This window comes from Nocardioides sp. dk884, assembly GCF_009557055.1.
Classification (GTDB): domain Bacteria; phylum Actinomycetota; class Actinomycetes; order Propionibacteriales; family Nocardioidaceae; genus Nocardioides.
On the sequence record NZ_CP045649.1, the window covers coordinates 80,246 to 103,316 of the forward strand.

A 23,071-nucleotide genomic window follows, 5' to 3' on the forward strand; every position below is an offset into this window, starting at 1 on the left:
CATGACGAGCCTGCCGATGACCGTGCGCGATCCCGCGCTGCCCGAGCGGGTGACGATCTGGGAGGTCGGCCCGCGCGACGGGCTGCAGAACGAGTCCGCGCTCGTGCCGACCGAGGTCAAGGCGGAGTTCTGCCGCCGCCTGCTCGCCGCGGGTCTGCCCGTCGTCGAGGCGACCAGCTTCGTGCACCCGCGCTGGGTGCCGCAGCTGGCCGACGCCGCCGACCTGTTGACCGCGCTCGCCGCCGAGCTCGGCGAGCCCGCCCGCGACCTGCCGGTGCTGGTGCCCAACGAGCGCGGCCTGGACCGGGCGCTGGAGCTGGGCTGTCGCCACGTCGCGATCTTCGGCTCGGCCACCGAGACCTTCGCCCAGCGCAACCTCAACCGCTCGCTGGAGGGTCAGCTGGCGATGTTCGCGCCGACCGTACGCCGCGCGAAGGACGCCGGCCTGGAGGTCCGCGGCTACGTCTCGATGTGCTTCGGCGACCCCTGGGAGGGGCCGGTGCCGATCGAGCAGGTCGTCACCGTGGGACGCCGGCTGCTCGAGCTCGGCGCCGACCGGCTCAGCATCGGCGACACCATCGGCGTCGGCACCGCCGCCCACGTCACCGCGCTGGTGGAGGCGTTCGGCGCGGCCGGCCTACCGGTCGAGCGGCTCGCGATGCACTTCCACGACACCTACGGACAGGCCCTCGCCAACGCCCACGCGGCGCTGCGCGCGGGGGTCACCACGCTGGACGCCAGCGCCGGCGGACTGGGCGGCTGCCCCTACGCGCACAGCGCCACCGGCAACCTCGCCACCGAGGACCTGGTGTGGCTGCTGGACGGGCTCGGGATCGAGCACGGGGTGGACCTCGAGGCCCTCGTCGCGACCAGCACCTGGATGGCTGCGCACCTGGGCCGACCGAGCCCGTCGGCCGTCGTACGGGCACTGGCACAATCATCTGCGTGAGCTCCCCGAAACGCCGCGTCTACCTGCACATCGGCGCACCGAAGACGGGGACGACCTACCTCCAGCGGCGGCTCGGGGCCAATGCGCGCTCGCTGGCGGGTCATGGCGTCTACGTCCCCGGCCGAGGCCCGTTCGTGCGCCCGGACATCTTCCACTTCCGCGCCGCCCTCGACCTGCTGGAGCAGGACTGGGGCGGACCGCCCGGACACGCCTCTGGCAACTGGGACGCGCTGGTGCAGCGGGTGCGCCGCCACAGCGGCTCCGTGGTGATCAGTCACGAGATCCTCGCGCCGGCCAGCGCCGACAAGATCGCCAAGGCCAAGCGCGAGCTGGGCGCCGGCGGCGCGGAGATCCACATCGTCTACTCCGCACGCGACCTGGCCCGGCAGCTGCCGGCGGCCTGGCAGGAGAGCATCAAGCAGGGACACGCGTGGCGCTTCGGGCGGTTCCTGAAGAACTATCGCGAGGGTCGTCCGTTCTTCGCGCAGGCCTTTGACCTGCCTGCGGTGCTCAACAGCTGGTCGGCGGGGCTGCCACCCGAGCAGGTGCACGTCGTGACCGTGCCGCAGCGCGACGCCGTCCTCGCGCCCGGCGACGACCTCTGGGGCCGCTACTGCCGGGCCTTCGGGATCAACCCGTCCTGGGCGCCGCGCGACCCCGAGCAGCGCAACGAGTCCCTCGGCATCGCCGAGACCCAGGTGCTGCGCCGCATCAACAAGCGCATGGGTATCGCGACCCGTCGCGAGTACGACCACGACCGGCTGGTGCGCGAGCTGGTCGCGCAGGACAACTTCGTGCACCGCGAGTCCCAGCCGGTGCGTCTGGGCCCGCAGCACTTCGACTGGGTCGAGCAGGCCAGCGAGCGCTGGATCGAGTGGATCGAGGCCAGCGGCGTCGACGTGATCGGCGACGTCGAGGACCTGCGCCCGGTGCGGCCCGCGGAGGGCGCGCGCTGGCGCAACCCCGACAAGCCGCGCTACCGCGAGGAGCTCGACGCCGCCCTGGAGGCGGTGCTGGTGCTCACCGAGGAGGCGGTACGCCGTACCGATCCGTCCCGGCGGCTGCCGGGCCGGATCAAGCTGCAGGCGGAGAAGCTGCGCGACTGAGGCGGTCTGGGCGCGGGGTCTGGGCCGCGGGCCTGGGTCGCTCCGGTGTTTTTCCGCGCAATTGCGCGGAAAAGTACCGGTTTGGGGCGGAATCGGGTGCTTTTCGGCGCAATTGCGCAGTTATGCGCACCAGCCAGCCGCGACAGAGCGCGACGCGGTCAGCTGCGGGAGCCGCCCCGGCGGGCCAGCAGCTCGCTCGCGGCGTACCGCCCCACGCGCCAGGTGGCGTAGCCGTCGGCGCTGAGACCGACCAGGCCGCCGACGACCGGGACCCGGCGCCCGACGGTGGTGGCCAGTCGCTTGCCGGCGATGCCGGTGATGATGGCGGCGGCGACCTCGGCGGCGATCACCCGGTCGAGGTCCGGGTCGTGCACGGGCGCGGTCGCCAGTGCCATCGGCGGTGCGGGCAGCTTGCGCTGGCCGACCAGCTTGTCGACCTCCTCGCCGCCGATCAGGCAGGTGATCACCGCGTTGCGTACCCGCGGGTCCTCGAGGTCGTGGCCGCGCAGGTGGGCGATGACCGCGATCATCCGGCACTGCACGAGCGCCAGGCCGGCGACGTTGGCGGGGATCGCGACCGCGGCGGTCACCAGGCCGCCCACGTTGGTCAGGAAGCCCTGCGCGCCGGCGTAGCGGACGTGGTCGTCGATCACCGAGCGGACCGCCTTCTCGACGTCGCCGTCCTTCCCCTCGAGGGCGGTCTGCGCCGCGCGCGCGGCGCCCGGCAGCGGGCCGGCGCCCTGGATCGCCCGCTGCAGCGCCTCGCGCACGAACGACGCGGTCAGCCCCGGTGCGGCGCTGAGCGCGCGGGGGCCGAGCTGGCGGCCCAGCGTCATCGCCATCGACTTCTTCATCCCCATGTCGCACCCATGCCCGCGATCCTACGAAGACGGCGGTGAGCAGTACCGTCGCTGCGTGCCCGTCGAACCGCCCCCCACCGCGTGGACCTTCCCGGACCCCGAGCGGTTCGACCCCGACGACGACCTGGTCGGGGTCGGTGCCGACCTCGACGCGGGCACGCTGCTGGCGGCGTACCGGCGCGGGCTGTTCCCGATGCCGGGCTCGCGGCGCGACCCGATGTACTGGTTCAGCCCGGTGCAGCGCGGCGTGCTCCCGCTCGACGGGCTGAAGGTGTCGCGGTCCCTGCGCCGCTCGGTGCGCGACCTGGAGATCCGCGTCGACACGGCGTTCGCCGAGGTGCTGGCGGCGTGCGCCGACCCGAGCCGCCCGGGCGCCTGGATCGACCGGCGGATCCGGGCGGCGTACACCCGGCTGCACGAGCTGGGCTGGGCGCACTCGGTCGAGACCTGGCGCGAGGGCCGCCTGGTCGGTGGGCTGTACGGCGTGGCGATCGGCGGGCTGTTCGCCGGGGAGTCGATGTTCCACCGCGAGCGCGACGCCTCCAAGGTGGCGCTGGTCGGCCTGGTCGACCTGCTGCGCGACGAGCACGCCGACGAGCGGGTGCTCGACGTGCAGTGGCAGACCCCGCACCTCGCCTCCCTCGGCGTGGTAGAGGTCCCGCGCGCGGCGTACCTCTCGCGGCTCGCCGCGACGCTGGAGGTGCCGCTGCCCGCAGCGTTCGACGACGGCGAGCGGTCCTAAGACCGCGCTCGGACCACCTGCCTGGCCGGCACCACCGCCTCCACAATCGGCGTTGGCGCGGTCCATCCACGTTTGCGTAAGTGCGGCGGGCGAGCCCCGGATCAAGCGATTCCCAGCAATGGCGTCATCGGACGGTCCTTTTCAGTGCCACGGCCCCGAACTACCCAAGTTAAGGGTTGCGGACACGCTCAGGTACCGTCCGCCGCTATGGGCGAGTTTCGGGTGGGCCGCACCAAGCACGTGGTCACGGACGCCGGGCGACACCGGACTAGTGCGCGTCTTTCATGGGGCGACACCAAGGTAGAGGCGTACTTCGAGACTGACCCCAGCGTGCCTTTCGTCACAGAGAACGTCGGCGATCTCTGGGTGAGCCCTGCACTTGTGATGGCGATGCGTCACAACCTCACGCTGCGACTGCGTGACCCCATCTCGAACGCTCGCCGCGAGGACCTGGACGTGGCTCAAGACATCATGTCTACCTGGTTCCCCGAGCGAATGAGCAAAGTCGAGATCAAGGCCCCGCGAGGCACTCCGATCAGGGGACTCGGTCTTCGGGATCCCCGTGCTGTTGGTGCGTGCTTCACGGGGGGGGGGTCGACTCCTTTCACACGCTGGTCAAGAACCGTGGGCGAGTCGGTGCGCTGATCTACGGCTTCGGGTTGGACGTGCCGCAAGGGCACACAGAGTTCGAAGCCGAAGTGGCGGCACTCCTCGAGCAGGTGGCTGCACAGGAGAACGTGCAGCTACTCACTGCTGAGACCAACCTCCGGAGAGTTCTGGGGCGTGCCGACGTCAGCTGGGGCTACGAGGGGCATGGGGCCGCTCTGGCGTCCTTGGGGACCCTCTTCTCCCCGATCATCCGGACTGTCCTAGTTCCGTCTACCCACAGCTATGACGCGGCAACTCCTTGGGGATCGCACCCGATGCTGGATCACCGCTGGTCCACCCGTCGGCTGCAGGTCGTGTACGACGGGGGCGAGTGCAGCCGGGTGAAGAAGACCCAGATGATCGCTCGCGATCCCTTGGTGCAGAAGTACCTGCGCGTCTGTTACAAGCAGTTCGACGAGCTCAACTGTGGTCGATGCTCGAAGTGCATACGCACGATGGCGACTCTGCAGGTGCTCGGCGAGCTGCAGAACTTCAGCACATTCCCCGAGCGGGTCGACCTTGCGGCTGCGAGGAACTTCCAGCTGCAAGGCAAGAACGACGCTTCCCGAATCCGAGATGTCTACCAGCTTGCCCGCCAATACCCCGCGCACGCCGAACTCGCCGGCGCTCTCGCCGAAATGCTCGATCGGTATGACGCCGCAGTTTCTGAGTAGCGTGCGGGTGGGTGCGGGCGGGGTGGCGTAGTTGAGCGTCCTGTGGATCAACTGATTCTGGGTGTAGAGGAAGATCGGAGTCGAGTCGTGGATGAAATCTCGTGGAGGCGTAATGCCTGGGTGTCCGCTGCCATCGCGGTCGTCGTGGTTGTGTCGGGCTTTCTCATAAGTCTTCTGTCCGATGATGAGGCGGACGGAAAGGCGCTGCCCAGTCTTGACGTGCACGCAGACGAGGTGATTGTCGCTTTCGTGGTCTATCCGCTGTGCGTGTTCGTTTTGGTATTCCTTCTGCTCAACGTCGTGAGCTGGCTCAAGCTCAGGTGGCGTCGTTGAGAAGGTGATCTCGCCCCGCCGTGGGAGCAGCGACCGCGCCGAACTACTCGCGCCGGGCTGGTGGGCCTCGATCGAGACGGGGGCGTGCTCGGCTGGGCCGTGGTCAGCCCGACCTCGGACCGGCGCTGGAGGTGCCGCTGCCCACGGCGTTCGACGACAGGGTGCAGTAGGGCGCGGGGGCCAAGAGCGCGCTCAGACCACCTGCGGAGCCTGGCCGGTCTCGCTGACCATCGGGCGCCCGGCGTCGGCCCAGGCGTACATGCCGCCGTCGAGGTTGACCACGTCGCGGCCCTGCTGGACCAGCCACCCGACCGCCTGGCTGGAGCGGCCGCCGACCCGGCAGACGACGAGCACCTGGCCGTCCGGCACCTCGTCGAGGCGGGACGGCAGGTCCATGAGCGGGATGTGCACGGCGCCCTCGATGTGGCCGTGCTGCCACTCCACGTCCTCGCGGACGTCGAGGACCGCGAGGCCCTCGGGGAGCGGGTTCGGTACGCCGTCGATGGAGACGGTGGGGATCACGGGGGCCTTCTCTCGTGGGGCGGGGGAGTTCGCTGTGTCCATGATCCGGGGTGTCGGGGGAGGCGCAACTCGGCAGACGGGGAACATACCCCCTGGGGGTATTGTTCCACCGGGAGCAGGAGGGTCCCGACGGCGGAGGCGAACGCTCATGACACACCCGGCGCATCACACACAGTCCCCGGCTCACGAGCACCCCGGTGGCGGGTCGCGGGCGATGGCGCTGAGCGCCACCCTGCACTGTCTGACCGGCTGCGCGATCGGTGAGATCACCGGTCTGGTGATCGGCACCGCGCTCGGCCTGGGCAACGGCTGGACGCTGGTGCTCGCGGTCGCGCTGGCGTTCCTGTTCGGCTACATGCTCTCCACGCTGCCGCTGCTGCGCGCCGGCCTGGGCGTCGGCGCGGCGCTCGCCGTCGTTCTCGCCGCGGACACGCTCTCGATCGCGACCATGGAGGTCGTCGACAACGCGGTGATGGCGCTGGTGCCCGGCGCGATGGACGCGGGCCTGGTCAACAGCGTCTTCTGGCTGGCGATGATGCTCGCCCTCGGCGTCGCCTTCCTGGCCGCCTACCCGGTCAACGTGTTCCTGCTCGAGCGCGGGAAGGGGCACGCCCTCACCCACGGCTTCCACGGCGCCGAGGCGCCGAGTGGCGCGCGCCGGTTGATCCCCGTGCTGCCGTCCGGCGCGCTCGCCGCCGTGATCGTGGCGTTCATGCTGGGCGGGCTGCTGGTCTCCGCCGCCGCGGAGCTGGGTGACGAGCCCGATGGCGGGTCAGGCGGCGGGTCGGGCGGCGGCGGGCATGCGGGGGCCGCGTCCGTGACTACTTGAGCAGCTTCGACATCCGCCGGTCGGCGAGCGGCTTGCCGCCGGTCTGGCAGGTGGGGCAGTACTGCAGCGAGGAGTCGGCGAAGGAGACCTCGCGCACCGTGTCGCCGCACACCGGGCAGGGCTTGCCGGTGCGGCCGTGGACAGCGAGGTTGCTCTTCTTCTCGCCCTTCAGCTCGCTCGCGGCCAGTCCTCGGGAGCGCTCGACCGCGGCGCCGATGGTGTCGCGCACCGCGGCGTACAGCGTGGCGAGCTCGTCGTCGTCGAGGCTGTTGGCCGGCTTGTACGGCGACATCCGTGCGGCGTGCAGGATCTCATCGGAGTAGGCGTTGCCGATGCCGGCGATCGTGCCCTGGTGGCGCAGCACGCCCTTGACCTGCTTGCGCCCCTCGCGCTGCAGGATCTCCCCGAGCGCCTCGAGGGTGAACTCGTCGGTGAGCGGGTCCGGGCCCAGCGAGGCGATGCCGGGTACGTCGGCGGGGTCGCGCACGACGTACAGCGCCAGGCTCTTGCGGGTGCCGGCCTCGGTGACGTCGAGGCCGGTGTCGTCGTCGAGCACGATGCGGACCGCCAGCGGCGACTTGTTGCTGGCCTTGGGCGGCAGCGCCGGCACCTCCTCACGCCAGCGCACCCACCCGGCGCGGGCCAGGTGGAGCACGACGTGCAGTCCGGAGGCGTCGATGTCGAGGAACTTGCCGTGCCGGGTGACGTCGTCGACGAGCGTGCCCTCGAGTGCGGAGAGCGGCGGGTCGAAGGTCTTCAGCGCGCTGAACGCGGCGACGTGGACCTTCGCGATGGCGCGCCCGGCCAGCCGGCCCCGCAGGTCCAGGGCCAGCGCCTCCACCTCCGGCAGCTCGGGCACACCGCGAGTGTAGGTGGCGGGCGGGGGAGCGGGGTTGTGCCTGCGGGGCGCGACACCCCGCGTTACAGCTGGCCGCGGGCCCCGCGGCACCCCGCCGCCAAGACCCCCGCAGGAACACGCCGCTCCGACTCGCTACGCCAATCTAGGACTGCGCCTAGACACCCCGATACCGTCGGATCGTGGACCCGATCAGGAACCCGTACGCCCCCGGCGCCGGCCAGCGCCCGCCCGAGCTGGCCGGTCGCGACGACCAGGTGCGCGCCTTCGACGTCGTGCTGGAGCGGGTCGCGCGGGGGCGCCCGGAGCGCTCGCTGGTGCTGACCGGGCTGCGCGGGGTCGGCAAGACCGTGCTGCTTAACGCGCTGCGCTCCCAGGCGGTCCGCAAGGGCTGGGGGACCGGCAAGCTCGAGGCTCGCCCCGACCAGGGCCTGCGCCGCCCGCTGTCCTCGGCGCTGCACCAGGCGGTGCGCGAGCTCGGCCACCCGGTGAGCGAGGAGTCCGACCACGTGCTCGGCGTGCTGCGCGCCTTCGCCCAGCGCGAGGCCGGGCCGGGCGCCAAGCTGCGCGAGCAGTGGAGCCCCGGCATCGACGTACCCCCGGCGCGCGGGCGCGCCGACTCCGGCGACATCGAGATCGACCTCGTCGAGCTCTTCACCGATCTCGGCGGGCTGGCCGGCGACACCGGCCGCGGGATCGCGGTCTTCATCGACGAGATGCAGGACCTCGGACCCGACGACGTCTCCGCGTTGTGCGCGGCGTGCCACGAGCTCAGCCAGTCCGGGCTGCCGGTGATCGTCGTCGGCGCCGGGCTGCCGCACCTGCCGGCGGTGCTCTCGGCCAGCAAGTCCTACTCCGAGCGGCTCTTCTCCTACCAGCGCATCGACCGCCTGGCCCGCGAGGAGGCCGACCGCGCGCTCAGCTCACCGGCGATGGAGGAGGACGCGGTCTACACCGAGGGCGCGCTCGAGGCGATGTACGCCGCCACCGGCGGCTACCCCTACTTCATCCAGGCCTACGGCAAGGCGGTCTGGGACCACGCCCCGCGCAGCCCGATCACCGCCGAGGACGTCGCGGTCGCCGCGCCCGAGGCCGAGCGCGAGCTGGCGGTCGGCTTCTTCGGCTCCCGCTACGAGCGCGCCACGCCCGGCGAGCGCGACTACCTGCGCGCGATGGCCGACGCGGCCGGCGAGGACGCCGACGTGGTGGGCTCGGTGGCCACCGCCGACGTCGCCTCGGTCCTCGGCAAGCGGCCGCAGTCGCTCTCCCCGGCACGCGACGCGCTGCTCAAGAAGGGGCTGATCTACTCCGGGGAGCGGGGCCGGATCGCGTTCACCGTCCCGCACTTCGGTCGCTACCTCCGTGAGCAGGCCTGAGCCCGGCACGGCACGATGGACCTCATGCGTCCCCAGGTCGTCGCCCACCGGGGCGCGAGCCACGAGCAGGCCGAGCACACCCTCGCGGCGTACGTCGCCGCCCTCGACGCCGGCGCCGACGGCCTGGAGTGCGACGTCCGGCTGACCGCCGACGGGCACCTGGTGTGCGTGCACGACCGCAACACCCGTCGTACGGCGCGGCACCGCGGGCTGGTCTCCACGATGGAGCTGGCCGAGCTCTCCGAGCTGGACTTCTCCTCGTGGAAGAACCCCTGGGGCGACCTCGACGACGAGGCGCCCGAGGTCGACGAGGAGATGGGCCGGGTGCTGACCCTGCGCAAGCTCTTCGAGGTGGCCGCCGACTACGACCGCCGCGTCGAGCTCGCGGTGGAGACCAAGCACCCCACGCGGTACGGCGGGCTGGTCGAGCGTCGGGTCGCGGAACTGCTGCGTGACTTCGGCTGGGAGCGCGCGGGCAGCCCGGTGCGGGTGATGAGCTTCTCCTGGACCGCCCTGCAGCGCCTGGAGCGGCTGGTGCCGGAGGTGCCGCTGGTGATGCTGTTCGAGTACGCCGAGCAGTGGCCGGTGCTGCGCCGGGTGATCGGACGCGACTGGATCCTGGGCCCCGGTGTCGAGGAGCTCGCCGCGCACCCGCGCCTCGGCCCGCGCATCGTGCGCGCCGGGCACTCGCTCAACGTGTGGACCGTCAACACCCTCGCGGAGCTCGAGCTGTGCCGCGAGCTCGGCGTCGAGGCGGTCATCACCGACCGCCCGGCGTACCTGCGCGAGCTGCTGGACCGGTAGGTTCAGTCCCCATGGCGAAGAAGTCCCGCACCAAGGCCCGTGACGCTGCTCCGCTCGCCGAGGGCGAGGTCGGCCCCCGGCAGCCCTGCCCCTGTGGCTCGGGCAAGCGCTACAAGGCGTGCCACGGCGCGGCCGGCGGCGCCGCTGCCCCGTTCGTGGCCCGCCCCTTCGAGGGCCTGCCCGGCGAGTGCGACCTGGTCGCGCTGCGCGAGCTGGTCCCCGCCGCGACCGCCCCGCTGACCCTCAAGGACTCCGACCGCCCGGTCCGGCTGTGCACGCTGCTGCCGATGGCGGCGCCCGCGATGGTCCGCGACAGCGGCGAGATCTGGCTGGGCCTGCAGGTCCAGCACTCCTTCGGCGACCCCTCGCGCGACCTGGGCGCCGTGCTGCTCGCCGCGCTCGACGCCGAGCCCGGCATCGTCGGCCTCACCTCCGACCCCGGCCCCGGCCCGCGCCTGCAGGACCTGATCTCCAACGACACCCTCGAGGTCACCGTCCACGAGGGCTTCGACTACTGGGTCTCCGACGTCGAGGACACCTCCGGCATGGAGGCCGCGCTGCAGCAGGCCAACGAGTCGGTGAACCCGACGCTGCGCCTGGCGTCGGTCGAGGCGGCGTACTGGACCAACGTCGGGCCCAAGGAGCACCTGCGCTGGGTGATGCCCGAGCCCGAGGACCAGCTGCTCGACGCCCTCGCCCGCCTGCACGCCGCCGGCCGCGACGTGCTCGTGCCCGGCTCGCGCCTGGTCGGCATGTTCCGCGCCCACGGCCTGCTCGCCCCGGTGTGGGACCTCGAGGTCGGCACCGGCGCCGAGGCGCTGGAGGACCCGGCCGCCGAGTTCCGCGCCGCCCTCGACGAGGCGCTCGCCGACACCTCCGAGCTGACCACCGAGCAGCGGGCCGCCCGCTCGGGCCTGGCCAACCGCCAGGTCACCATCCGGTAGTCGACGACGGGGTAGTCGACGTCACCCCAGGTAGTTGACTGCTCATCTTGCTCCCGTGTGTACGGGTAAGTAACGTAGAAGACGACCCGGCCGGTCTGCCCCCCGTCAGCACCGGTCGGGTCCTTCCACGTCCAGGGGCGTAGCGCCCCGGTCAGTCGCGGCTCAGCCGGCCGGGAGCGGGTCGCGGGCGACCGGACAGCTCATGCAGCGCGGCCCGCCGCGACCGGAGCCCAGCTCGGAGCCGGCGATCCGGACCACCTCGATGCCGGCCGCCTCGAGGCGGTCGTTGGTCTCGACGTTGCGCTCGTAGGCGACCGCGACGCGGGGTGCGATCGCGAGGGTGTTGTTGCCGTCGTCCCACTGCTCGCGCTCGGCAGTGACCGGGTCCAGGCCGGTGTCGATGCGGTAGAGGGTGTCGATCCCCATCGCCTTCGCCGCGGCGACCATGAACGGCTCCGCCGGCGCGACGTGCAGCACCAGGTCCGCCTCGTGCTCGGCGGGCTCCGCCAGCGTCACCGCGTGGGCGCGCAGCGAGTCGGCGATGGCGGGGTACATCACGATCTTGTCGACGTCGACCATCGTGCAGACGGTGTCGAGGTGCATCGTGGCCCGTTCTTGGGCGATCGGCACCGCGAGCACGGTGGTGGCCAGCCCGGCGTGGAAGACCTGACGGGCGAACCGCTCGGCGCCGGCCGGCGTCGTACGCTCCCCGACGCCGACGGCGATCACGCCGGGCGCGAGCAGCAGCACGTCACCGCCCTCGACGTGCTCGTGCTGCCAGCCGTGCACCGTCGGGGTGCCCGCGAAGCGCGGGTGGTGGGTGTAGACGAGCTCGGTGAGCTGGGTCTCCCGCGCCCGGGCCGGCATCGCCAGGGAGGTCACCGCCACCCGGTCGCGCACCCACACGCTGGAGTCGCGGGTGAACAGCAGGTTGGGCAGCGGGTCGATGAGGAAGTCGTCGTGGGCGAGCAGGCTGGTGACCAGACCGAACCCGCCACGGACCTCGTCGTTGCGGATGCCGGCGGTGAGATGGGCGGTGAGCTCCTCGGGTGAGGCGTCGCGCAGGTACGCCGCGAGGTGGGCGCGCAGGGTGTCGCCCAGGTGCCGCCCGTCGAGGGCCGTGGTGATCGCGCGGTGGCGGGCCTCCTCGGTGGCGAGCGCCTCGGTCAGCAGCGTGGTGAGGTGCAGGACCTCGACGCCGCGCGTGCGTAGCGCCTCGGCGAAGGCGTCGTGCTCCTCCTGCGCGCGGGCCACCCACGGGATGCCGTCGAAGAGCAGCCGGTCGTTGTTGCGCGGCGTGAGGCGCTGGAGCTCGGGGCCGGGGCGGTGCAGCACGACCGTGCGCAGCCGCCCGACCTCGCTGTCGGCGCCGTGGGGCGCGCGGGGTGCGGGGTCCTCGGGGTGCGCGGTCGCTGCCATGCGCCGACCCTAGCCAGCGGGGTGGTCGCGGCCGGGGCGCTCGGCGCGGTCAGCGTGGTCGGGGCGCGTCGCGCAGCGTGTGCGCGAGGGCCTGCGCCGCGGCCAGCACCTCCCCGAGCGGCCGGCCGAGCGCTGCGGCGGCGCGGTCCACGTCGTCGAGCTCGGGCTGGGCGTTGACCACCCGGCCGCCGAGGCGGGCCACCTTGACCGCGATCCGCTGGCCGTCGAGGTCGACGTGGGACGTCGCACGCGCCAGCGGGCGCTTGCGGACCGGGTGGTGGCGCACCCCGATCGTCGAGGTGTGGGTGAAGAGCACCTCCTCGATCGCCCCCAGCAGCCCGGGGGCGACCAGCGCCTGCACCGTGTGCGCCGGGCGGCCCTTCTTCATCAGCACCGGCGTCAGCCAGGCATCGAGCGCCCCGGCGTCGAGCAGCGCCGCGAGCACCGAGGGCCAGACCCGGGGGTCGAGGTCGTCGACGTTGGCGGCCACCACCAGCTCCTCGACGTGCTCGGGGCCGCCGGGGTCGCTCGGGTCGTGGGGCGTGGCGGTGGCAGAGGGGGAGACGCCGACCAGCAGCCGCACCACGTTGGCGTGCCCGGCGGGGTCGCGGGTGCCGGCCCCGACGCCCACCCGCTCGGTGCTCATCGCCGGCTGCGGGCCGTGCTCGGTGGCGAGGGTGCGCAGCAGGGCCGCGCCGGTCGGGGTGCAGAGCTCTCCCTCTGCGGCGCCCGGCGGGCCGGCGTACGACGGGGTGCCGGCGAGCAGCGCGACCACCGCGGGCGGCGGCACCGGGAGCGACCCGTGGGCGCTGCGGGCCCAGCCGTGCCCGACCGCGACCGGTGAGACGACGATCCGGTCCGCGCCCAGGTGCACGAAGCCGGCCGCGACGCCCACGACGTCGGCGATCGCGTCGAGCGCCCCGACCTCGTGGAAGCGCACCCGCTCCGGGGTGGTCGCGTGCACCGCCGCCTCCGCCTCGGCCAAGCGGGTGAACGCCGCCGTCGCGAGCGTCCGCACCGCCGGGTCGAGGCGGGCGGCCTCGAGCAGGCGGCGTACGTCGTCCCAGGTGCGGTGGTGGGTCGAGTCGGGGGCCGCCACCCGGCAGCGGGTGGCCGCCAGCGAGCCGCGGGTGACCTGCTCGACGCTGAGGGCGACCAGCTCGGGGGAGACCGCGTCGACGGCATCCCGCACCACCTCCAGCGGCACCCCGGCGCCGAGCAGCGCGCCGAGCAGCATGTCGCCGCTGGCCCCGGCGGTGGCGTCGACCCAGACGGTGCGCGAGCTCATCGGCGCGCGGCCCCGCGGGCCACCCGGGCGGCGTGCACGCCCGCGCCGTACCCGTTGTCGATGTTGACGACCGTGACGCCGGGCGCGCAGGAGCTGAGCATCGCCAGGAGCGCCGTGATCCCGCCGAGGGAGGCGCCGTAGCCGACGCTGGTCGGCACCGCGACCAGGGGTACGCCGCTCAGCCCGGCCACCACGGAGGGCAGCGCGCCCTCCATGCCGGCGATCACGACCAGGCAGTCGGCGGCGTCGAGACGGTCACGCACCGCGAGCAGCCGGTGCAGGCCGGCGACCCCCACGTCGGTGATGAGGTCCACGGCGGCGCCGTGCGTGCGCACGGTGGTGACGGCCTCCGCGGCGACGGGGGCGTCGGAGGTGCCGGCCGCGACGACGGCGACGGTGCCGCGGGGCTCGGGCAGCGGGCCGAGGGTGGCGGTGCGCCCGAGCGGGTCCACGGTGGCGCCGAGCTCGTCGGCGGTCCGGGCGAGCGCGTCGTCGCCGAGACGGGTCGCGAGCACCGCGCGGTCGGGGTGCTGCGCGTGCAGGGCGGCGAGGATCGCGACCACCTCGGCGGGGGTCTTGCCCGCGCCGTACACGACCTCGGGGTCGCCGGTGCGCCGGGCCCGGTCCAGGTCGACGCGTGCGAAGCCGAGGTCTGCGGTGCGCGGGTCTGGCTCGTCCACGCCGACGAACCTAGCCCCGGAAGGGGCCCTGAGTCAGGAGCGCCAGGGATCGGCGGGGTAGACGCCGAGGACGCGCACGTCGGTGGTGAAGAACTCCAGCTCCTCGAGCGCGTGCTTGAGCCCGGGCTCGTCGGGGTGGCCGTCGACCTCGCAGAGGAACTGGGTGGCGGTGAACTGCCCGCCGACCATGTAGCTCTCCAGCTTGGTCATGTTCACGCCGTTGGTCGCGAACCCGCCGAGGGCCTTGTAGAGCGCGGCCGGGATGTTGCGGACGTTGAAGACGAAGCTGGTGACGACCGGCCCGTTGCCGGCGGGGGCCTGCACGAACTCGGGGGAGAGGACCACGAAGCGGGTGGTGTTGTGGTCCTCGTCCTCGACGTCCTCGGCGAGCACGTCGAGGCCGTAGATCGGCGCCGCCATCGGGGGCGAGATCGCGGCCTGGCTCGGGTCGCCGGCCTCGACGATCTCGCGCGCGGCCCCGGCGGTGTCGCCGGAGATCACCGGGGTCAGGCCGTGCTCGCGGATGATCTTGCGGCACTGGCCGAGCGCGTGGACATGGCTGTGGACGGTGCGGATCTGGTCGAGGGAGGTGCCGGGCAGGGCCATCAGGTGGAAGCGGATCCGCAGGAAGTGCTCGGCGATGATGTAGAGCCCCGACTCGGGCAGGAAGTGGTGGATGTCGGCCACTCGCCCGGCGAGGGAGTTGTCGATCGGGATCATCGCCAGCTCGGCGTCCCCGGACGCGACCGCGGCGAACACGTCCTCGAACGACGCGCACGGGACGGTGTCCCAGTCGGGGTAGTGCTGCGCGCAGACGGCGTGCGAGTTGGAGCCGGGCTCGCCCTGGTAGGCGATGCGTCGAGGATCGGTCACCCCCACAGCCTAGGGTTTGGTCCGTGGTCCTCCTCGCCGTCATCTCGCTGCTCGTCGCCCTCGCCGCCCTGGTCCTCGCCCTCGTCTCGCTGCGCCGCGGGCAGGCCGCCGGTCAGCGGCCCTCGGAGGAGGCGCTGCCCGAGGACGTCCACGGGCTGCGCCAGGAGGTCGCCGCGCTGCGCGCCGAGACCCGCGACGCGCTGCGCCACCTCGCGGTGGTGCGCTACGACGCGTTCGGTGACATGGGCGGACATCTCTCCTGGTCGCTGGCGCTGCTCGACGACTCCGGCCACGGCGTCGTACTCACCTCGATCCACGGCCGCGCCGAGGCCCGCACCTACGCCAAGTCGATCACCGCCTGGCGCTGCGAGCAGCAGCTCTCCCCCGAGGAGTCCGAAGCCATCGAGCACGCCCGCCCCCAGCTCCACCGCTGACCTTCCCCTGACCCAGTACGCCGAGTCGGCGCCAATGGTGCGGCGAGTCGGCGCCAATGGCGGAGTTCTCCCCAGGACCTGTGCAGAACTTCGCCACACGCGCCGACTGGGGCAACCACACGCGCCGAGTCGCGCAACCACACGCGCCGACTCGGCGAGGGGTCAGGCGAGGAAGCCGAGGACGAGGGCGCCGACGGCGACCACCCCGGCCAGGGCGGAGCCGCCGGTGCAGAGCAGTGCGCGACGGGTGTGCTCGGCGTGCAGCTCTGCCTCGCTGCGCGTGGAGATGACCAGCGCGGCGGACGGGGAGTCGCGGACCTCGAGGCGCCCGGAGCGGTCGGTGGCCTCGCCCTGCACGAACAGCGGGGTGCCGGGGGTGAGCACCCACTCCTCGTACTCGTAGCCGAGGGTCTCCCGGCCGGCCGGGAGGACCAGGCGGAGCGCGCCGATGCTGACCGCGGCGCCGCTGCGCCCGGTCTCGGGGCGGAACTCGCTGCGCACCTTGCGCGGGTGGTCCACCGCCGTCTCCGGCACCACGACGACCTCACCGTGCTCGTCGCGGAGCACGAAGGGCTCGCGGCTGCGGCTCTCGGTCACCACCTCGGTGCGGGTCTGGGTGCGGCGCGTCCCCTGGGAGTCGGTGCGCCGCTCCTCGTAGCGTCGGCTGACCTTGTGGTGGTGCCAGACGCACGGGGTCCCGGAGATCTCCGAGGTGAGCAGCCCCTGCGGCCCGGGGGCAGCCACGCCGCTCAGCTCGACCCGCTCGGCGTAGCTGCGGCTGCCGACGGCGTCGCTCGCGGCGCCGGCCAGGGCGGTCAGGGTCGCGGTCGTGGAGGTCTCCGTGCCGCGCAGCCGCTGGCGGGCGCCGCGGGCCTCGTGGGCGAGATAGCCCAGCCCGACCGCGACGACGGCGGCGACGGCAGCGGCGATCAGGTAGGACGTCATCGAAGAACCTCCGGTCGGCGTGGCGGTGCGCGCCCACCCTGCCGCAGCCGGGCCGAGCGTGTCCGGAACCTGGCCGATCCTGTGGAGGAACTCCGGCTCAGCGCGGCACGCGCACCAGCAGGCGACCGTGCACGCACTGCATCCGCAGCTCGCGGCCCGCCCCGATCGAGTCGCCGTCGAGTTGGCGCGGGGTGTCCGCCGCGGCCCGGATGACGACCGAGGACCCGGTCTTGCGGTCCACGAGCTCGTCGGTGTGCGGCCGCTTGGCCAGCACCCGCCAGGCCAGCGGCAGCCAGCCCGCGAAGTTCTTGGGGTGCAGGATCACCACGTCGAGCAGACCGTCGTCGATCACGGCATCGGGCAGCAGCGGCATCCCGGCCTGGAGGAAGCCGACGTTGCCGACGACCACCGTCCGGGCTCGGTGCCGGGTGAACTCCCCTCCGTCGACGGAGATCTCGACGCGTACGGCGGGGAACATCAGCGACTTGGCGCCCGACACGACGTAGGCGATCCAGCCGACGCGCTTCTTCAGGTCCTCGTTGACGCCCGCCATGATCGCGGCGTCGAAGCCCATCCCGGCCATCACCATGAAGTGGGTGTCCTCGATGCCGTCGCCGCCGACCTCGACCATGTCGATGGCGCGGTCCTGGCCGTTGAGCCCGACGTCGATCGCGGAGCGGATGTAGAGCGGGATGCCCAGGTTGCGGGCCAGCAGGTTGCCGGTGCCGGCCGGGATGATCCCGACCGGGATGCCGGTGCCGGCGAGCTCGGCGCACACCTCGCGCACCGTGCCGTCGCCGCCGCAGACCAGCACCAGGTCGGCGCCGGCGACCGCGGCCGCCTCGGCCATGCCGGTGCCCGGGTCCTCGACGGTCGTGTGGTGCCACACCGGCGTCGACCAGCCGGCCTCGGCCGCCATCGCGCTGACGACGTGCTTGAACTGCCCGACGTCCTCCACCTTGATCGGGTTGAGGATCACGTGCAGCGAGCGCGTCGAGGCGAAGACCTCCGCCAGCGGCTCCACGCTGGCCGCGCTGCTGCGCGGCAGCGGGTTGACCACGGCGAGCCCGATCAGGACGCAGGCGAGCCCCAGCACCGTGCCGCCGACGACGTCGGTGGGGAAGTGCCGGCCCAGCAGCACCCGGTCGAGGCAGACCACGACGATGAGCGCGAGCAGCGCCGTACCGACGAGGCGTCGCACGCTGCGACGGCGTACCAGCATCGTGACCAGCACGAAGGACACCCCGGCGAGCGCGGCGACGGAGGAGGCGTGACCGGAGGGGAAGGAGTGGGTGGTCAGCAGGTCCTCGGTGAGCTGCCACTCCGGGCGGTCGCGCCCCACGGTCAGCTTGAGCAGCGTCGTGGCCACCGAGGCCAGGACCATCACAAACACGGTGAAGTACGCCGCGCGCCGGTGGCCCTTGAGGAACATCGTGGCGGCGAGCAGCACCGTCAGCACCGTCATGCCGATCGTGCCGAAGGCCAGCTCGACCGCCCGCAGCGGGGCGCGCAGCCACGGCATGTCCACCGCCCACTGCTGCGCGGGGTCGCCGCGGTCGTCGAGGGCGGCCACCGGCCCCCAGCCCTGGACAGCGGCGAGTGCGATGCCGGAGAAGAGGGCGACGCAGAGCAGGGCCCAGGTCAGGTGCACCACACGAGGACGATCCAGCACCGGGTCAGTATGACCGGGCCCCGGCGGCGCGGACGCGCCAGGGACGCGCCAGGGGAGAATGCGGGTGAGGTGGGCGACGGGGTCCCGATAACCTTGCCGCATGATCGACCCACGCATCCTGCGAGACGACCCAGACCGTGTGCGCGCTGCCCAGGCGAAGCGGGGTCTGTCCGACGAGATCGTGGACGTCGCGCTGCGTGCCGACACCGCCCGTCGTTCCGCGATCACCACCTTCGAGGCCAAGCGCGCCGAGCAGAAGAGCCTCGGCAAGCTCGTCGCCAAGGCGACCGGCGAGGAGAAGGCCGAGCTGCTGGCCCGCACCAAGGCCCTCGCGGCGGAGGTGAAGGAGGCCGAGGCGGCGCAGAAGGTCGCCGAGGAGACCTGGAACGACGCGATCCACTCGCTGCCCAACCTCGCGGCCGAGGCCGCGCCCGCCGGCGGCGAGGACGACTTCGTCGTGCTCGAGACGCTCGGCATCCCCCGCGACTTCGCCGCCGAGGGCTTCGAGCCCCGCGACCACCTCGAGCTCGGCCGCCTGCTCGGCGCGATCGACGTGGAGCGCGGCGCCAAGGTCTCGGGCTCGCGGTTCTACTTCCTCACCGGTATCGGCGCCCGCCTCGAGCGCGCACTGGTGGCGATGGCCCTCGACCAGGCCGCCGAGGCCGGGTTCACCGAGGTGATCCCGCCGGCGCTGGTGCGCCCGCGTGCCATGGACGGCACCGGCTTCCTGGGCCAGGCCGCCGACGACGTCTACCGCATCGAGGGCGAGGAGCTCTACCTCGTCGGCACCTCGGAGGTGCCGATGGCGGCGTACCACTCCGATGAGATCCTCGACGGCGCCTCGCTGCCGCGCCGGTACGCCGCGTTCAGCCCGTGCTACCGCAAGGAGGCCGGCTCGCACGGCAAGGACACCCGCGGCATCTTCCGGGTGCACTGGTTCGACAAGGTCGAGATGTTCGTCTACGCCGACCCCGCCGACGCGGAGGCCGAGCACCTGCGGCTCCTGGCCTGGGAGAAGGAGTTCCTCAGCAAGCTCGAGCTGCCCTTCCAGGTCATCGACGTGGCCGCCGGCGACCTGGGGCTGTCCGCGATCCGCAAGTTCGACTGCGAGGCGTGGATCCCGACCCAGGCCAAGTACCGCGAGCTGACCTCGACCTCGAACTGCACCGAGTTCCAGTCCCGCCGCCTCGACATCCGGGCCCGCTTCGCGGCTGACTCGGGCTCGGGCACGGAGACCCGCCCGCTGGCCACGCTCAACGGCACCCTGTGCGCCGTCACCCGCACGATCGTCGCGCTGCTGGAGAACCACCAGCAGGCCGACGGGTCGGTGCGCGTGCCGGAGGCGCTGCGGCCCTACCTCGGCGGGCTCGAGGTGCTGAAGCCGGTGGCCCAGTGACCTCGGTCCGACGCGAGGACAAGCCCGCCGTGCCCGAGGGCTGGGTCCCCCGGATGGTCGCGCTCGACATCGACGGCACGCTGCTGAAGTGGATCGAGGGCCTCGGTGCGACCCACGAGGAGATCTCCCCGGCCGTCCACGCCGCGGTGCACCGGGCCCTCGCGGGCGGGGCGCACATCGTGCTGGCCAGCGGGCGCTCCCCGCACGGCATGACCGGCATCGCCGACCTGCTCGACCTGCACGGCGAGGAGCGGGACCGGCTCTGGGTGGTGGCCTCCAACGGCGCCGTCGTCTTCCGCTACCCGCCGCTCGAGGTGGTCCACGAGGAGACCTTCGACGCCAGGCCCGCGGTCGCGGCCATCCTGGAGCGCCACCCCAACGCGCGGGTGGCGGTCGAGGAGCGCGGCTTCGGCTACCGGGTGACCCAGCACTTCCCCGAGGGCGAGCTGGCCGGCGAGATGATCGTCACCGAGCTCGACGACCTCGTCGCCGGCCCGGTCAGCCGCGTGATCATCCGCGACCCCGACGCCACCGCCGAGGAGTTCGTCGAGCTCGCCGAGGGCCTGGGCCTGCACGGCACCAACTACGTCGTCGGCTGGACCGCGTGGCTCGACCTCGCCCCGGTGGGCGTCTCGAAGGCCTCCGGCCTCGAGCACGTCGCCCGGGTGCTCGGTGTCGACGCCGCCGACGTGCTCGCCATCGGCGACGGGCGCAACGACATCGAGATGCTCCAGTGGGCCGGTCGCGGGGTGGCGATGGGTCAGGCGATCCAACCGGTCATCGACGTCGCCGACGACGTCGCCGAGAGCGTGTACGACGACGGAGCGGCGATCGAGATCGGCCGCTGGTTCCCCGCGTGAGCGCGCTGCCGGTGCTGGTCACGACCGCCCGCCTCGGGCTGCCCCTCTGGACGGCCGAGGACGTCGCCGCGATCCGTGGCGGCGGCCGGCGACCCGGCTGGCACGCCGACTTCCCGCGCCGCGACGACGTCGACGCCGCCACCTTGTGGCGCGACGGCGACACCTGGAGCTCGCGCAGCGTGGTCCGCGGCGTGACGGTGCTCGGCTCGATCGGCTTCTACGGGCCCCCGGAGCCGGCGGCCGACGGCGTCGCCGAGGTCGAGGTCGGCTACGGGCTGGTCGCCGAGGCCCGCGGCTGGGGCTTCATGACCGAGGCGCTCGGCGCGCTGGTGGGCGAGTGCGACCGGCTCGGCGTACGCGTGCGCGCCAGCGTCGCGCCGGACAACCGGGCCAGCATCAAGGTGCTCGCCACCTGCGGGTTCACCGAGCTGCGCGGGGCCAACGAGGACGGCGAGCTGGTCATGGTGCGGCCGCTGCGATGACCACCCCCACGAACCAGCCCACGCCCGTGGACCCGTCAGTGGACCAGTCTGGGACCCGCCTCCCGCGCCTGGTCGCCACCGACCTGGACGGCACCCTGGTGCGCTCGGACGGCACCATCTCCGACTACACCCGCGACGTGCTCCTGGAGCTCGACCGCCGCGACGTACCGGTCGTGTTCGTGACCGGGCGCCCGCTGCGCTGGGCCGAGGACGTCTTCGAGCACGTCGGTCGCCACGGCCTGGCGATCATCTCCAACGGGGCGCTGGTCTGGGACGTCGCGCGCAGCGCCGTCGACCTGGAGCGCGCCATCGAGCCCGGCCTCGGCCTGGCCTCCGCGCAGCTGCTGCGCGAGGCGGTGCCCGGCACGACGTACGCCGTGGAGGACGTCGAGGGGATCGGCCTGGAGCCGCACTTCATGGAGCGCTATCCGATGCCCGAGGGCTCGCGCCGGGCACCGGTCGAGGAGCTCTTCGACCGTCCCGCCCTCAAGCTGCTCGCCCGCCACGAGGAGCTGGCGCCGCAGGAGTTCTGGGACGCCGCCGAGCAGGCGCTGGGCGGTCGGCTGGTGATCACCTGGTCCTCCTCGAGCTCGCTGCTCGAGATCAGCGCGCCCGGCGTCACCAAGGCCTCCACCCTCGAGCTGCTCGCCGCCCGCCTGGGGATCGGCGCCGAGGAGGTGGTGGCGTTCGGTGACATGCCCAACGACCTGCCGATGCTCACCTGGGCCGGTACGTCGTACGCCATGGCCGACGCGCACCCCACCGTCACCGCCGCGGCGCGCCGCATCGCCCCACGCAACGACGACGACGGCGTCGCACGGGTGCTGGCTGGTGTGTTCGGTCTGTGATCTGGTCGAATGACGCCGTGTCCCGCAGCCTGACTTCCGCCCCGGCCCTGCGCCGGCCGGCAGCCCTGCTCGCGGCGCTGCTGGTCCTCGCCGCCGTCACCCTGGCCGGCGTCGTGGGTCTCGTGGGGGCCGCCGCGCCCGCCTCGGCCGCCTGCTCGTGCGGTCCCGCCGACACCGAGGCCGACGCCCGGGCCGCGCGCTACGTCTTCACCGGCACCGTCGAGAAGGCCAGCCCCCGGGGCCGCTCGTGGGTGCAGGAGGTCTCGGTCGACCGCGTCTACAAGGGCACGGTGAGCGAGTCCGCGCTCGAGGTCGTCACCGAGTCGCGCGTCGAGGACCCCTGCGGCCTCGGCCGGCTGACCCCGGGCAGCGAGTACGTCTTCTTCGCCCGCGTCGACGACGAGCGGGTCGCGGCCCCCGGCTGTGGCGGCACCGCTCCCGTCCGCGCGGGCCTGGTCCGTGCCGTGGAGGAGATGTACGGCGAGGGCGCCCCGCCGAGCATCGACCCCGGCGACGTCGAGGCGGTGATCGAGCCGGTCGGCGCCGACGCACCCGCCGACTTCACCCGCACCGCCGCGCCGGGCCTGGCGATGGTCCTGGTCGGCCTGCTCGGCCTCGTGCTCGCGCGCTGGGCGGGCCGCCGGGCCTGAGCCCGGCGTACTCCTCCCGCGACTCAGAGGTACATGCCGCCCATGCCGCCCGAGCGCTGCTCGGCGTCCGCCGCGGCCGCGGCTGCGCCGGACTGACCCGGCTGGCCGGGCTGCCCGGGTACGCCGCCGGGCTGGGCGACCATCCCCGCGGGCAGGGCGCGCCGGATCTGCTCGAACTGCGCCCGCGCGGCCATCTGCTGGGCATAGATCGCGGTCTGGATGCCGTGGAAGAGCCCCTCGAGCCAGCCGACCAGCTGGGCCTGGGCGATCCGCAGCTCGCTCTCGCTGGGCGTCGCGTCCTCGGAGAACGGCAGGGTGAGCCGCTCGAGCTCCTCGACGAGCTCGGGGGCGAGCCCCTGCTCGAGCTCGGCGATGGAGGAGCGGTGGATCTCCTTGAGGCGGTTGCGGCTGGCCTCGTCGACGGGCGCGGCCTTCACCTCCTCGAGGAGCTGGCGGATCATGCTGCCGATCCGCATCACCTTCGCGGGCTGCTCGACGAGCTCGGTCAGGGCACGCTCGCCGCCACCCTCCTCGTGCTTCGCGGCGTCCTGGCCCCCACCGTCGCCCTCCTGGGCCACCGCGGACACCGGAAGGGCCATCGGCCGGCCGTCGGGCCCGATGACGACGATCTGCTGGTCCTGCTCGCCGGGGTTGCGCTGCTCGCTCATGCATCCACGCTAGCGACCCGGGGGTGAGGCAGGGCACAGACCTCCGCCGAGTCGGCGCCAATGGCGCGCCGAGTCGGCGCCCATGGTGCGGCGAGTCGGCCCCAATGGCGCGCCGAGTCGGCGCCAATGGTGCGGCGAGTCGGCGCCCATGGCGCGGCCGTGGACGAAACTCTCGACTCACCTGGGAGAAAGTCTCGACTCAACCGTGAGGAA

25 protein-coding genes are annotated in these 23,071 nt (G+C 73.0%); 15 read left to right on the forward strand and 10 right to left on the reverse strand.

The window, feature by feature from the left end:
• The first annotated feature begins 1 nt into the window (after nucleotide 1).
• Together GFH29_RS00370 and GFH29_RS00375 are read left to right on the forward strand one after the other, a co-directional pair.
• Entirely contained in the window at nucleotides 2-949 is a 948-nt protein-coding gene (locus tag GFH29_RS00370; protein WP_153321536.1) for a hydroxymethylglutaryl-CoA lyase, read from the forward strand.
• The gene (locus tag GFH29_RS00375; protein WP_153321537.1) at nucleotides 946-2,055 is read left to right on the forward strand and encodes a hypothetical protein; all 1,110 of its coding nucleotides are present in this window, start codon (nucleotides 946-948) and stop codon (nucleotides 2,053-2,055) included. The genes GFH29_RS00370 and GFH29_RS00375 overlap by 4 nt, the downstream gene beginning before the upstream one ends.
• 158 nt (nucleotides 2,056-2,213) lie before the next feature.
• Here GFH29_RS00375 and GFH29_RS00380 read toward each other — a convergent pair whose 3' ends face one another.
• The gene (locus GFH29_RS00380) at nucleotides 2,214-2,915 is read right to left on the reverse strand and encodes an EcsC family protein (RefSeq protein WP_153321538.1); all 702 of its coding nucleotides are present in this window, start codon (nucleotides 2,913-2,915) and stop codon (nucleotides 2,214-2,216) included.
• Nucleotides 2,916-2,970: 55 nt separating this feature from the next.
• Here GFH29_RS00380 and aat point away from each other — a divergent pair, with 55 nt between their 5' ends.
• The 3 genes from aat to GFH29_RS00395 all read left to right on the forward strand — a co-directional run bounded on the left by aat (nucleotide 2,971) and on the right by GFH29_RS00395 (nucleotide 5,312).
• The gene (gene aat, locus GFH29_RS00385) at nucleotides 2,971-3,657 is read left to right on the forward strand and encodes a leucyl/phenylalanyl-tRNA--protein transferase (RefSeq protein WP_228387667.1); all 687 of its coding nucleotides are present in this window, start codon (nucleotides 2,971-2,973) and stop codon (nucleotides 3,655-3,657) included.
• Between the two features lie 923 nt (nucleotides 3,658-4,580).
• Nucleotides 4,581-4,979 carry a hypothetical protein gene (locus GFH29_RS00390; RefSeq protein WP_153321540.1) on the forward strand — a complete coding sequence of 133 codons (399 nt, stop codon included), beginning with the start codon at nucleotides 4,581-4,583 and terminating at the stop codon, nucleotides 4,977-4,979.
• A gap of 120 nt (nucleotides 4,980-5,099) precedes the next feature.
• A complete protein-coding gene (locus tag GFH29_RS00395) occupies nucleotides 5,100-5,312 on the forward strand; it encodes a hypothetical protein (protein WP_153321541.1) in 213 nt (70 codons plus the stop codon).
• 192 nt (nucleotides 5,313-5,504) lie between these two features.
• Here the strand turns inward: GFH29_RS00395 and GFH29_RS00400 are convergent, their stop codons facing one another.
• Nucleotides 5,505-5,834, reverse strand: coding sequence for a rhodanese-like domain-containing protein (locus tag GFH29_RS00400; RefSeq protein WP_323368673.1), 330 nt, complete (start codon nucleotides 5,832-5,834; stop codon nucleotides 5,505-5,507).
• A 148-nt stretch (nucleotides 5,835-5,982) separates the two neighbouring features.
• Between GFH29_RS00400 and GFH29_RS00405 the strand changes: the two genes are divergently transcribed.
• Nucleotides 5,983-6,663, forward strand: coding sequence for a DUF4396 domain-containing protein (locus GFH29_RS00405; RefSeq protein ID WP_228387668.1), 681 nt, complete (start codon nucleotides 5,983-5,985; stop codon nucleotides 6,661-6,663).
• On the opposite strand, the gene GFH29_RS00410 is transcribed toward GFH29_RS00405, so the two are convergent.
• Nucleotides 6,656-7,522: an Fpg/Nei family DNA glycosylase gene (locus GFH29_RS00410; RefSeq protein ID WP_153321543.1), complete on the reverse strand. Its 867-nt coding sequence runs from the start codon at nucleotides 7,520-7,522 to the stop codon at nucleotides 6,656-6,658. The genes GFH29_RS00405 and GFH29_RS00410 overlap by 8 nt on opposite strands.
• Before the next feature lie 179 nt (nucleotides 7,523-7,701).
• On the opposite strand from GFH29_RS00410, the gene GFH29_RS00415 reads away from it, so the two are divergent.
• The 3 genes from GFH29_RS00415 to GFH29_RS00425 are packed head-to-tail and all read left to right on the forward strand — an operon-like array spanning nucleotide 7,702 to nucleotide 10,643.
• Entirely contained in the window at nucleotides 7,702-8,895 is a 1,194-nt protein-coding gene (locus GFH29_RS00415; RefSeq protein WP_153321544.1) for an ATP-binding protein, read from the forward strand.
• Between the two features lie 24 nt (nucleotides 8,896-8,919).
• Nucleotides 8,920-9,699, forward strand: coding sequence for a glycerophosphodiester phosphodiesterase (locus GFH29_RS00420; RefSeq protein ID WP_153321545.1), 780 nt, complete (start codon nucleotides 8,920-8,922; stop codon nucleotides 9,697-9,699).
• Nucleotides 9,700-9,710: 11 nt separating this feature from the next.
• Nucleotides 9,711-10,643 carry a DUF5926 family protein gene (locus GFH29_RS00425; RefSeq protein ID WP_153321546.1) on the forward strand — a complete coding sequence of 311 codons (933 nt, stop codon included), beginning with the start codon at nucleotides 9,711-9,713 and terminating at the stop codon, nucleotides 10,641-10,643.
• Between the two features lie 162 nt (nucleotides 10,644-10,805).
• Here the strand turns inward: GFH29_RS00425 and GFH29_RS00430 are convergent, their stop codons facing one another.
• The 4 genes from GFH29_RS00430 to GFH29_RS00445 are packed head-to-tail and all read right to left on the reverse strand — an operon-like array spanning nucleotide 10,806 to nucleotide 14,903.
• Nucleotides 10,806-12,062 carry an arginine deiminase gene (locus tag GFH29_RS00430; RefSeq protein WP_153321547.1) on the reverse strand — a complete coding sequence of 419 codons (1,257 nt, stop codon included), beginning with the start codon at nucleotides 12,060-12,062 and terminating at the stop codon, nucleotides 10,806-10,808.
• A gap of 49 nt (nucleotides 12,063-12,111) precedes the next feature.
• Nucleotides 12,112-13,350, reverse strand: coding sequence for a nickel pincer cofactor biosynthesis protein LarC (gene larC / locus GFH29_RS00435; protein WP_153321548.1), 1,239 nt, complete (start codon nucleotides 13,348-13,350; stop codon nucleotides 12,112-12,114).
• On the reverse strand, nucleotides 13,347-14,030 hold the full coding sequence (gene larB / locus GFH29_RS00440) for a nickel pincer cofactor biosynthesis protein LarB (RefSeq protein ID WP_153321549.1): 684 nt from the start codon (nucleotides 14,028-14,030) through the stop codon (nucleotides 13,347-13,349). Before larB ends, larC begins: the two co-directional genes overlap by 4 nt.
• A 33-nt stretch (nucleotides 14,031-14,063) precedes the next feature.
• Nucleotides 14,064-14,903: a prephenate dehydratase gene (locus tag GFH29_RS00445; RefSeq protein WP_153321550.1), complete on the reverse strand. Its 840-nt coding sequence runs from the start codon at nucleotides 14,901-14,903 to the stop codon at nucleotides 14,064-14,066.
• A gap of 23 nt (nucleotides 14,904-14,926) precedes the next feature.
• Between GFH29_RS00445 and GFH29_RS00450 the strand changes: the two genes are divergently transcribed.
• Nucleotides 14,927-15,337 (forward strand): DUF4446 family protein, encoded by a 411-nt coding sequence (locus tag GFH29_RS00450; protein WP_153321551.1) that lies wholly within the window; start codon nucleotides 14,927-14,929, stop codon nucleotides 15,335-15,337.
• 162 nt (nucleotides 15,338-15,499) lie between these two features.
• Here GFH29_RS00450 and GFH29_RS00455 read toward each other — a convergent pair whose 3' ends face one another.
• Entirely contained in the window at nucleotides 15,500-16,282 is a 783-nt protein-coding gene (locus GFH29_RS00455; RefSeq protein WP_153321552.1) for a GIDE domain-containing protein, read from the reverse strand.
• Between the two features lie 97 nt (nucleotides 16,283-16,379).
• Entirely contained in the window at nucleotides 16,380-17,954 is a 1,575-nt protein-coding gene (locus GFH29_RS00460) for a YegS/Rv2252/BmrU family lipid kinase (protein WP_228387669.1), read from the reverse strand.
• Between the two features lie 100 nt (nucleotides 17,955-18,054).
• Between GFH29_RS00460 and serS the strand changes: the two genes are divergently transcribed.
• From serS to GFH29_RS00485, 5 genes are read left to right on the forward strand one after another with little or no spacing between them, the layout of a single operon-like run.
• Nucleotides 18,055-19,350, forward strand: a complete 1,296-nt coding sequence (gene serS, locus GFH29_RS00465; RefSeq protein WP_153321553.1) for a serine--tRNA ligase — start codon at nucleotides 18,055-18,057, stop codon at nucleotides 19,348-19,350.
• A 53-nt stretch (nucleotides 19,351-19,403) separates the two neighbouring features.
• On the forward strand, nucleotides 19,404-20,210 hold the full coding sequence (locus tag GFH29_RS00470; protein WP_153325549.1) for an HAD family hydrolase: 807 nt from the start codon (nucleotides 19,404-19,406) through the stop codon (nucleotides 20,208-20,210).
• Nucleotides 20,207-20,692: a GNAT family N-acetyltransferase gene (locus GFH29_RS00475; protein ID WP_153321554.1), complete on the forward strand. Its 486-nt coding sequence runs from the start codon at nucleotides 20,207-20,209 to the stop codon at nucleotides 20,690-20,692. Before GFH29_RS00470 ends, GFH29_RS00475 begins: the two co-directional genes overlap by 4 nt.
• Nucleotides 20,689-21,540 carry a Cof-type HAD-IIB family hydrolase gene (locus GFH29_RS00480; protein WP_153321555.1) on the forward strand — a complete coding sequence of 284 codons (852 nt, stop codon included), beginning with the start codon at nucleotides 20,689-20,691 and terminating at the stop codon, nucleotides 21,538-21,540. Before GFH29_RS00475 ends, GFH29_RS00480 begins: the two co-directional genes overlap by 4 nt.
• 17 nt (nucleotides 21,541-21,557) lie before the next feature.
• On the forward strand, nucleotides 21,558-22,190 hold the full coding sequence (locus GFH29_RS00485; RefSeq protein ID WP_153321556.1) for a hypothetical protein: 633 nt from the start codon (nucleotides 21,558-21,560) through the stop codon (nucleotides 22,188-22,190).
• A 23-nt stretch (nucleotides 22,191-22,213) separates the two neighbouring features.
• Here GFH29_RS00485 and GFH29_RS00490 read toward each other — a convergent pair whose 3' ends face one another.
• Nucleotides 22,214-22,858: a bacterial proteasome activator family protein gene (locus GFH29_RS00490; RefSeq protein WP_153321557.1), complete on the reverse strand. Its 645-nt coding sequence runs from the start codon at nucleotides 22,856-22,858 to the stop codon at nucleotides 22,214-22,216.
• Nucleotides 22,859-23,071: the final 213 nt, after the last annotated feature.

What these genes read in the sequence shown, in the direction of transcription:
- GFH29_RS00370 (WP_153321536.1), top strand. Translation starts at nt 2, where the DNA reads ATGACGAGCCTGCCGATGACCGTGCGCGATCCCGCGCTGCCCGAGCGG.
- GFH29_RS00380 (WP_153321538.1), bottom strand. Translation starts at nt 2,915, where the DNA reads ATGGGGATGAAGAAGTCGATGGCGATGACGCTGGGCCGCCAGCTCGGC.
- GFH29_RS00390 (WP_153321540.1), top strand. Translation starts at nt 4,581, where the DNA reads ATGCTGGATCACCGCTGGTCCACCCGTCGGCTGCAGGTCGTGTACGAC.
- GFH29_RS00405 (WP_228387668.1), top strand. Translation starts at nt 5,983, where the DNA reads ATGACACACCCGGCGCATCACACACAGTCCCCGGCTCACGAGCACCCC.
- GFH29_RS00420 (WP_153321545.1), top strand. Translation starts at nt 8,920, where the DNA reads ATGCGTCCCCAGGTCGTCGCCCACCGGGGCGCGAGCCACGAGCAGGCC.
- GFH29_RS00425 (WP_153321546.1), top strand. Translation starts at nt 9,711, where the DNA reads ATGGCGAAGAAGTCCCGCACCAAGGCCCGTGACGCTGCTCCGCTCGCC.
- GFH29_RS00430 (WP_153321547.1), bottom strand. Translation starts at nt 12,062, where the DNA reads ATGGCAGCGACCGCGCACCCCGAGGACCCCGCACCCCGCGCGCCCCAC.
- larC (WP_153321548.1), bottom strand. Translation starts at nt 13,350, where the DNA reads ATGAGCTCGCGCACCGTCTGGGTCGACGCCACCGCCGGGGCCAGCGGC.
- GFH29_RS00455 (WP_153321552.1), bottom strand. Translation starts at nt 16,282, where the DNA reads ATGACGTCCTACCTGATCGCCGCTGCCGTCGCCGCCGTCGTCGCGGTC.
- serS (WP_153321553.1), top strand. Translation starts at nt 18,055, where the DNA reads ATGATCGACCCACGCATCCTGCGAGACGACCCAGACCGTGTGCGCGCT.
- GFH29_RS00470 (WP_153325549.1), top strand. Translation starts at nt 19,404, where the DNA reads ATGGTCGCGCTCGACATCGACGGCACGCTGCTGAAGTGGATCGAGGGC.
- GFH29_RS00480 (WP_153321555.1), top strand. Translation starts at nt 20,689, where the DNA reads ATGACCACCCCCACGAACCAGCCCACGCCCGTGGACCCGTCAGTGGAC.
- GFH29_RS00490 (WP_153321557.1), bottom strand. Translation starts at nt 22,858, where the DNA reads ATGAGCGAGCAGCGCAACCCCGGCGAGCAGGACCAGCAGATCGTCGTC.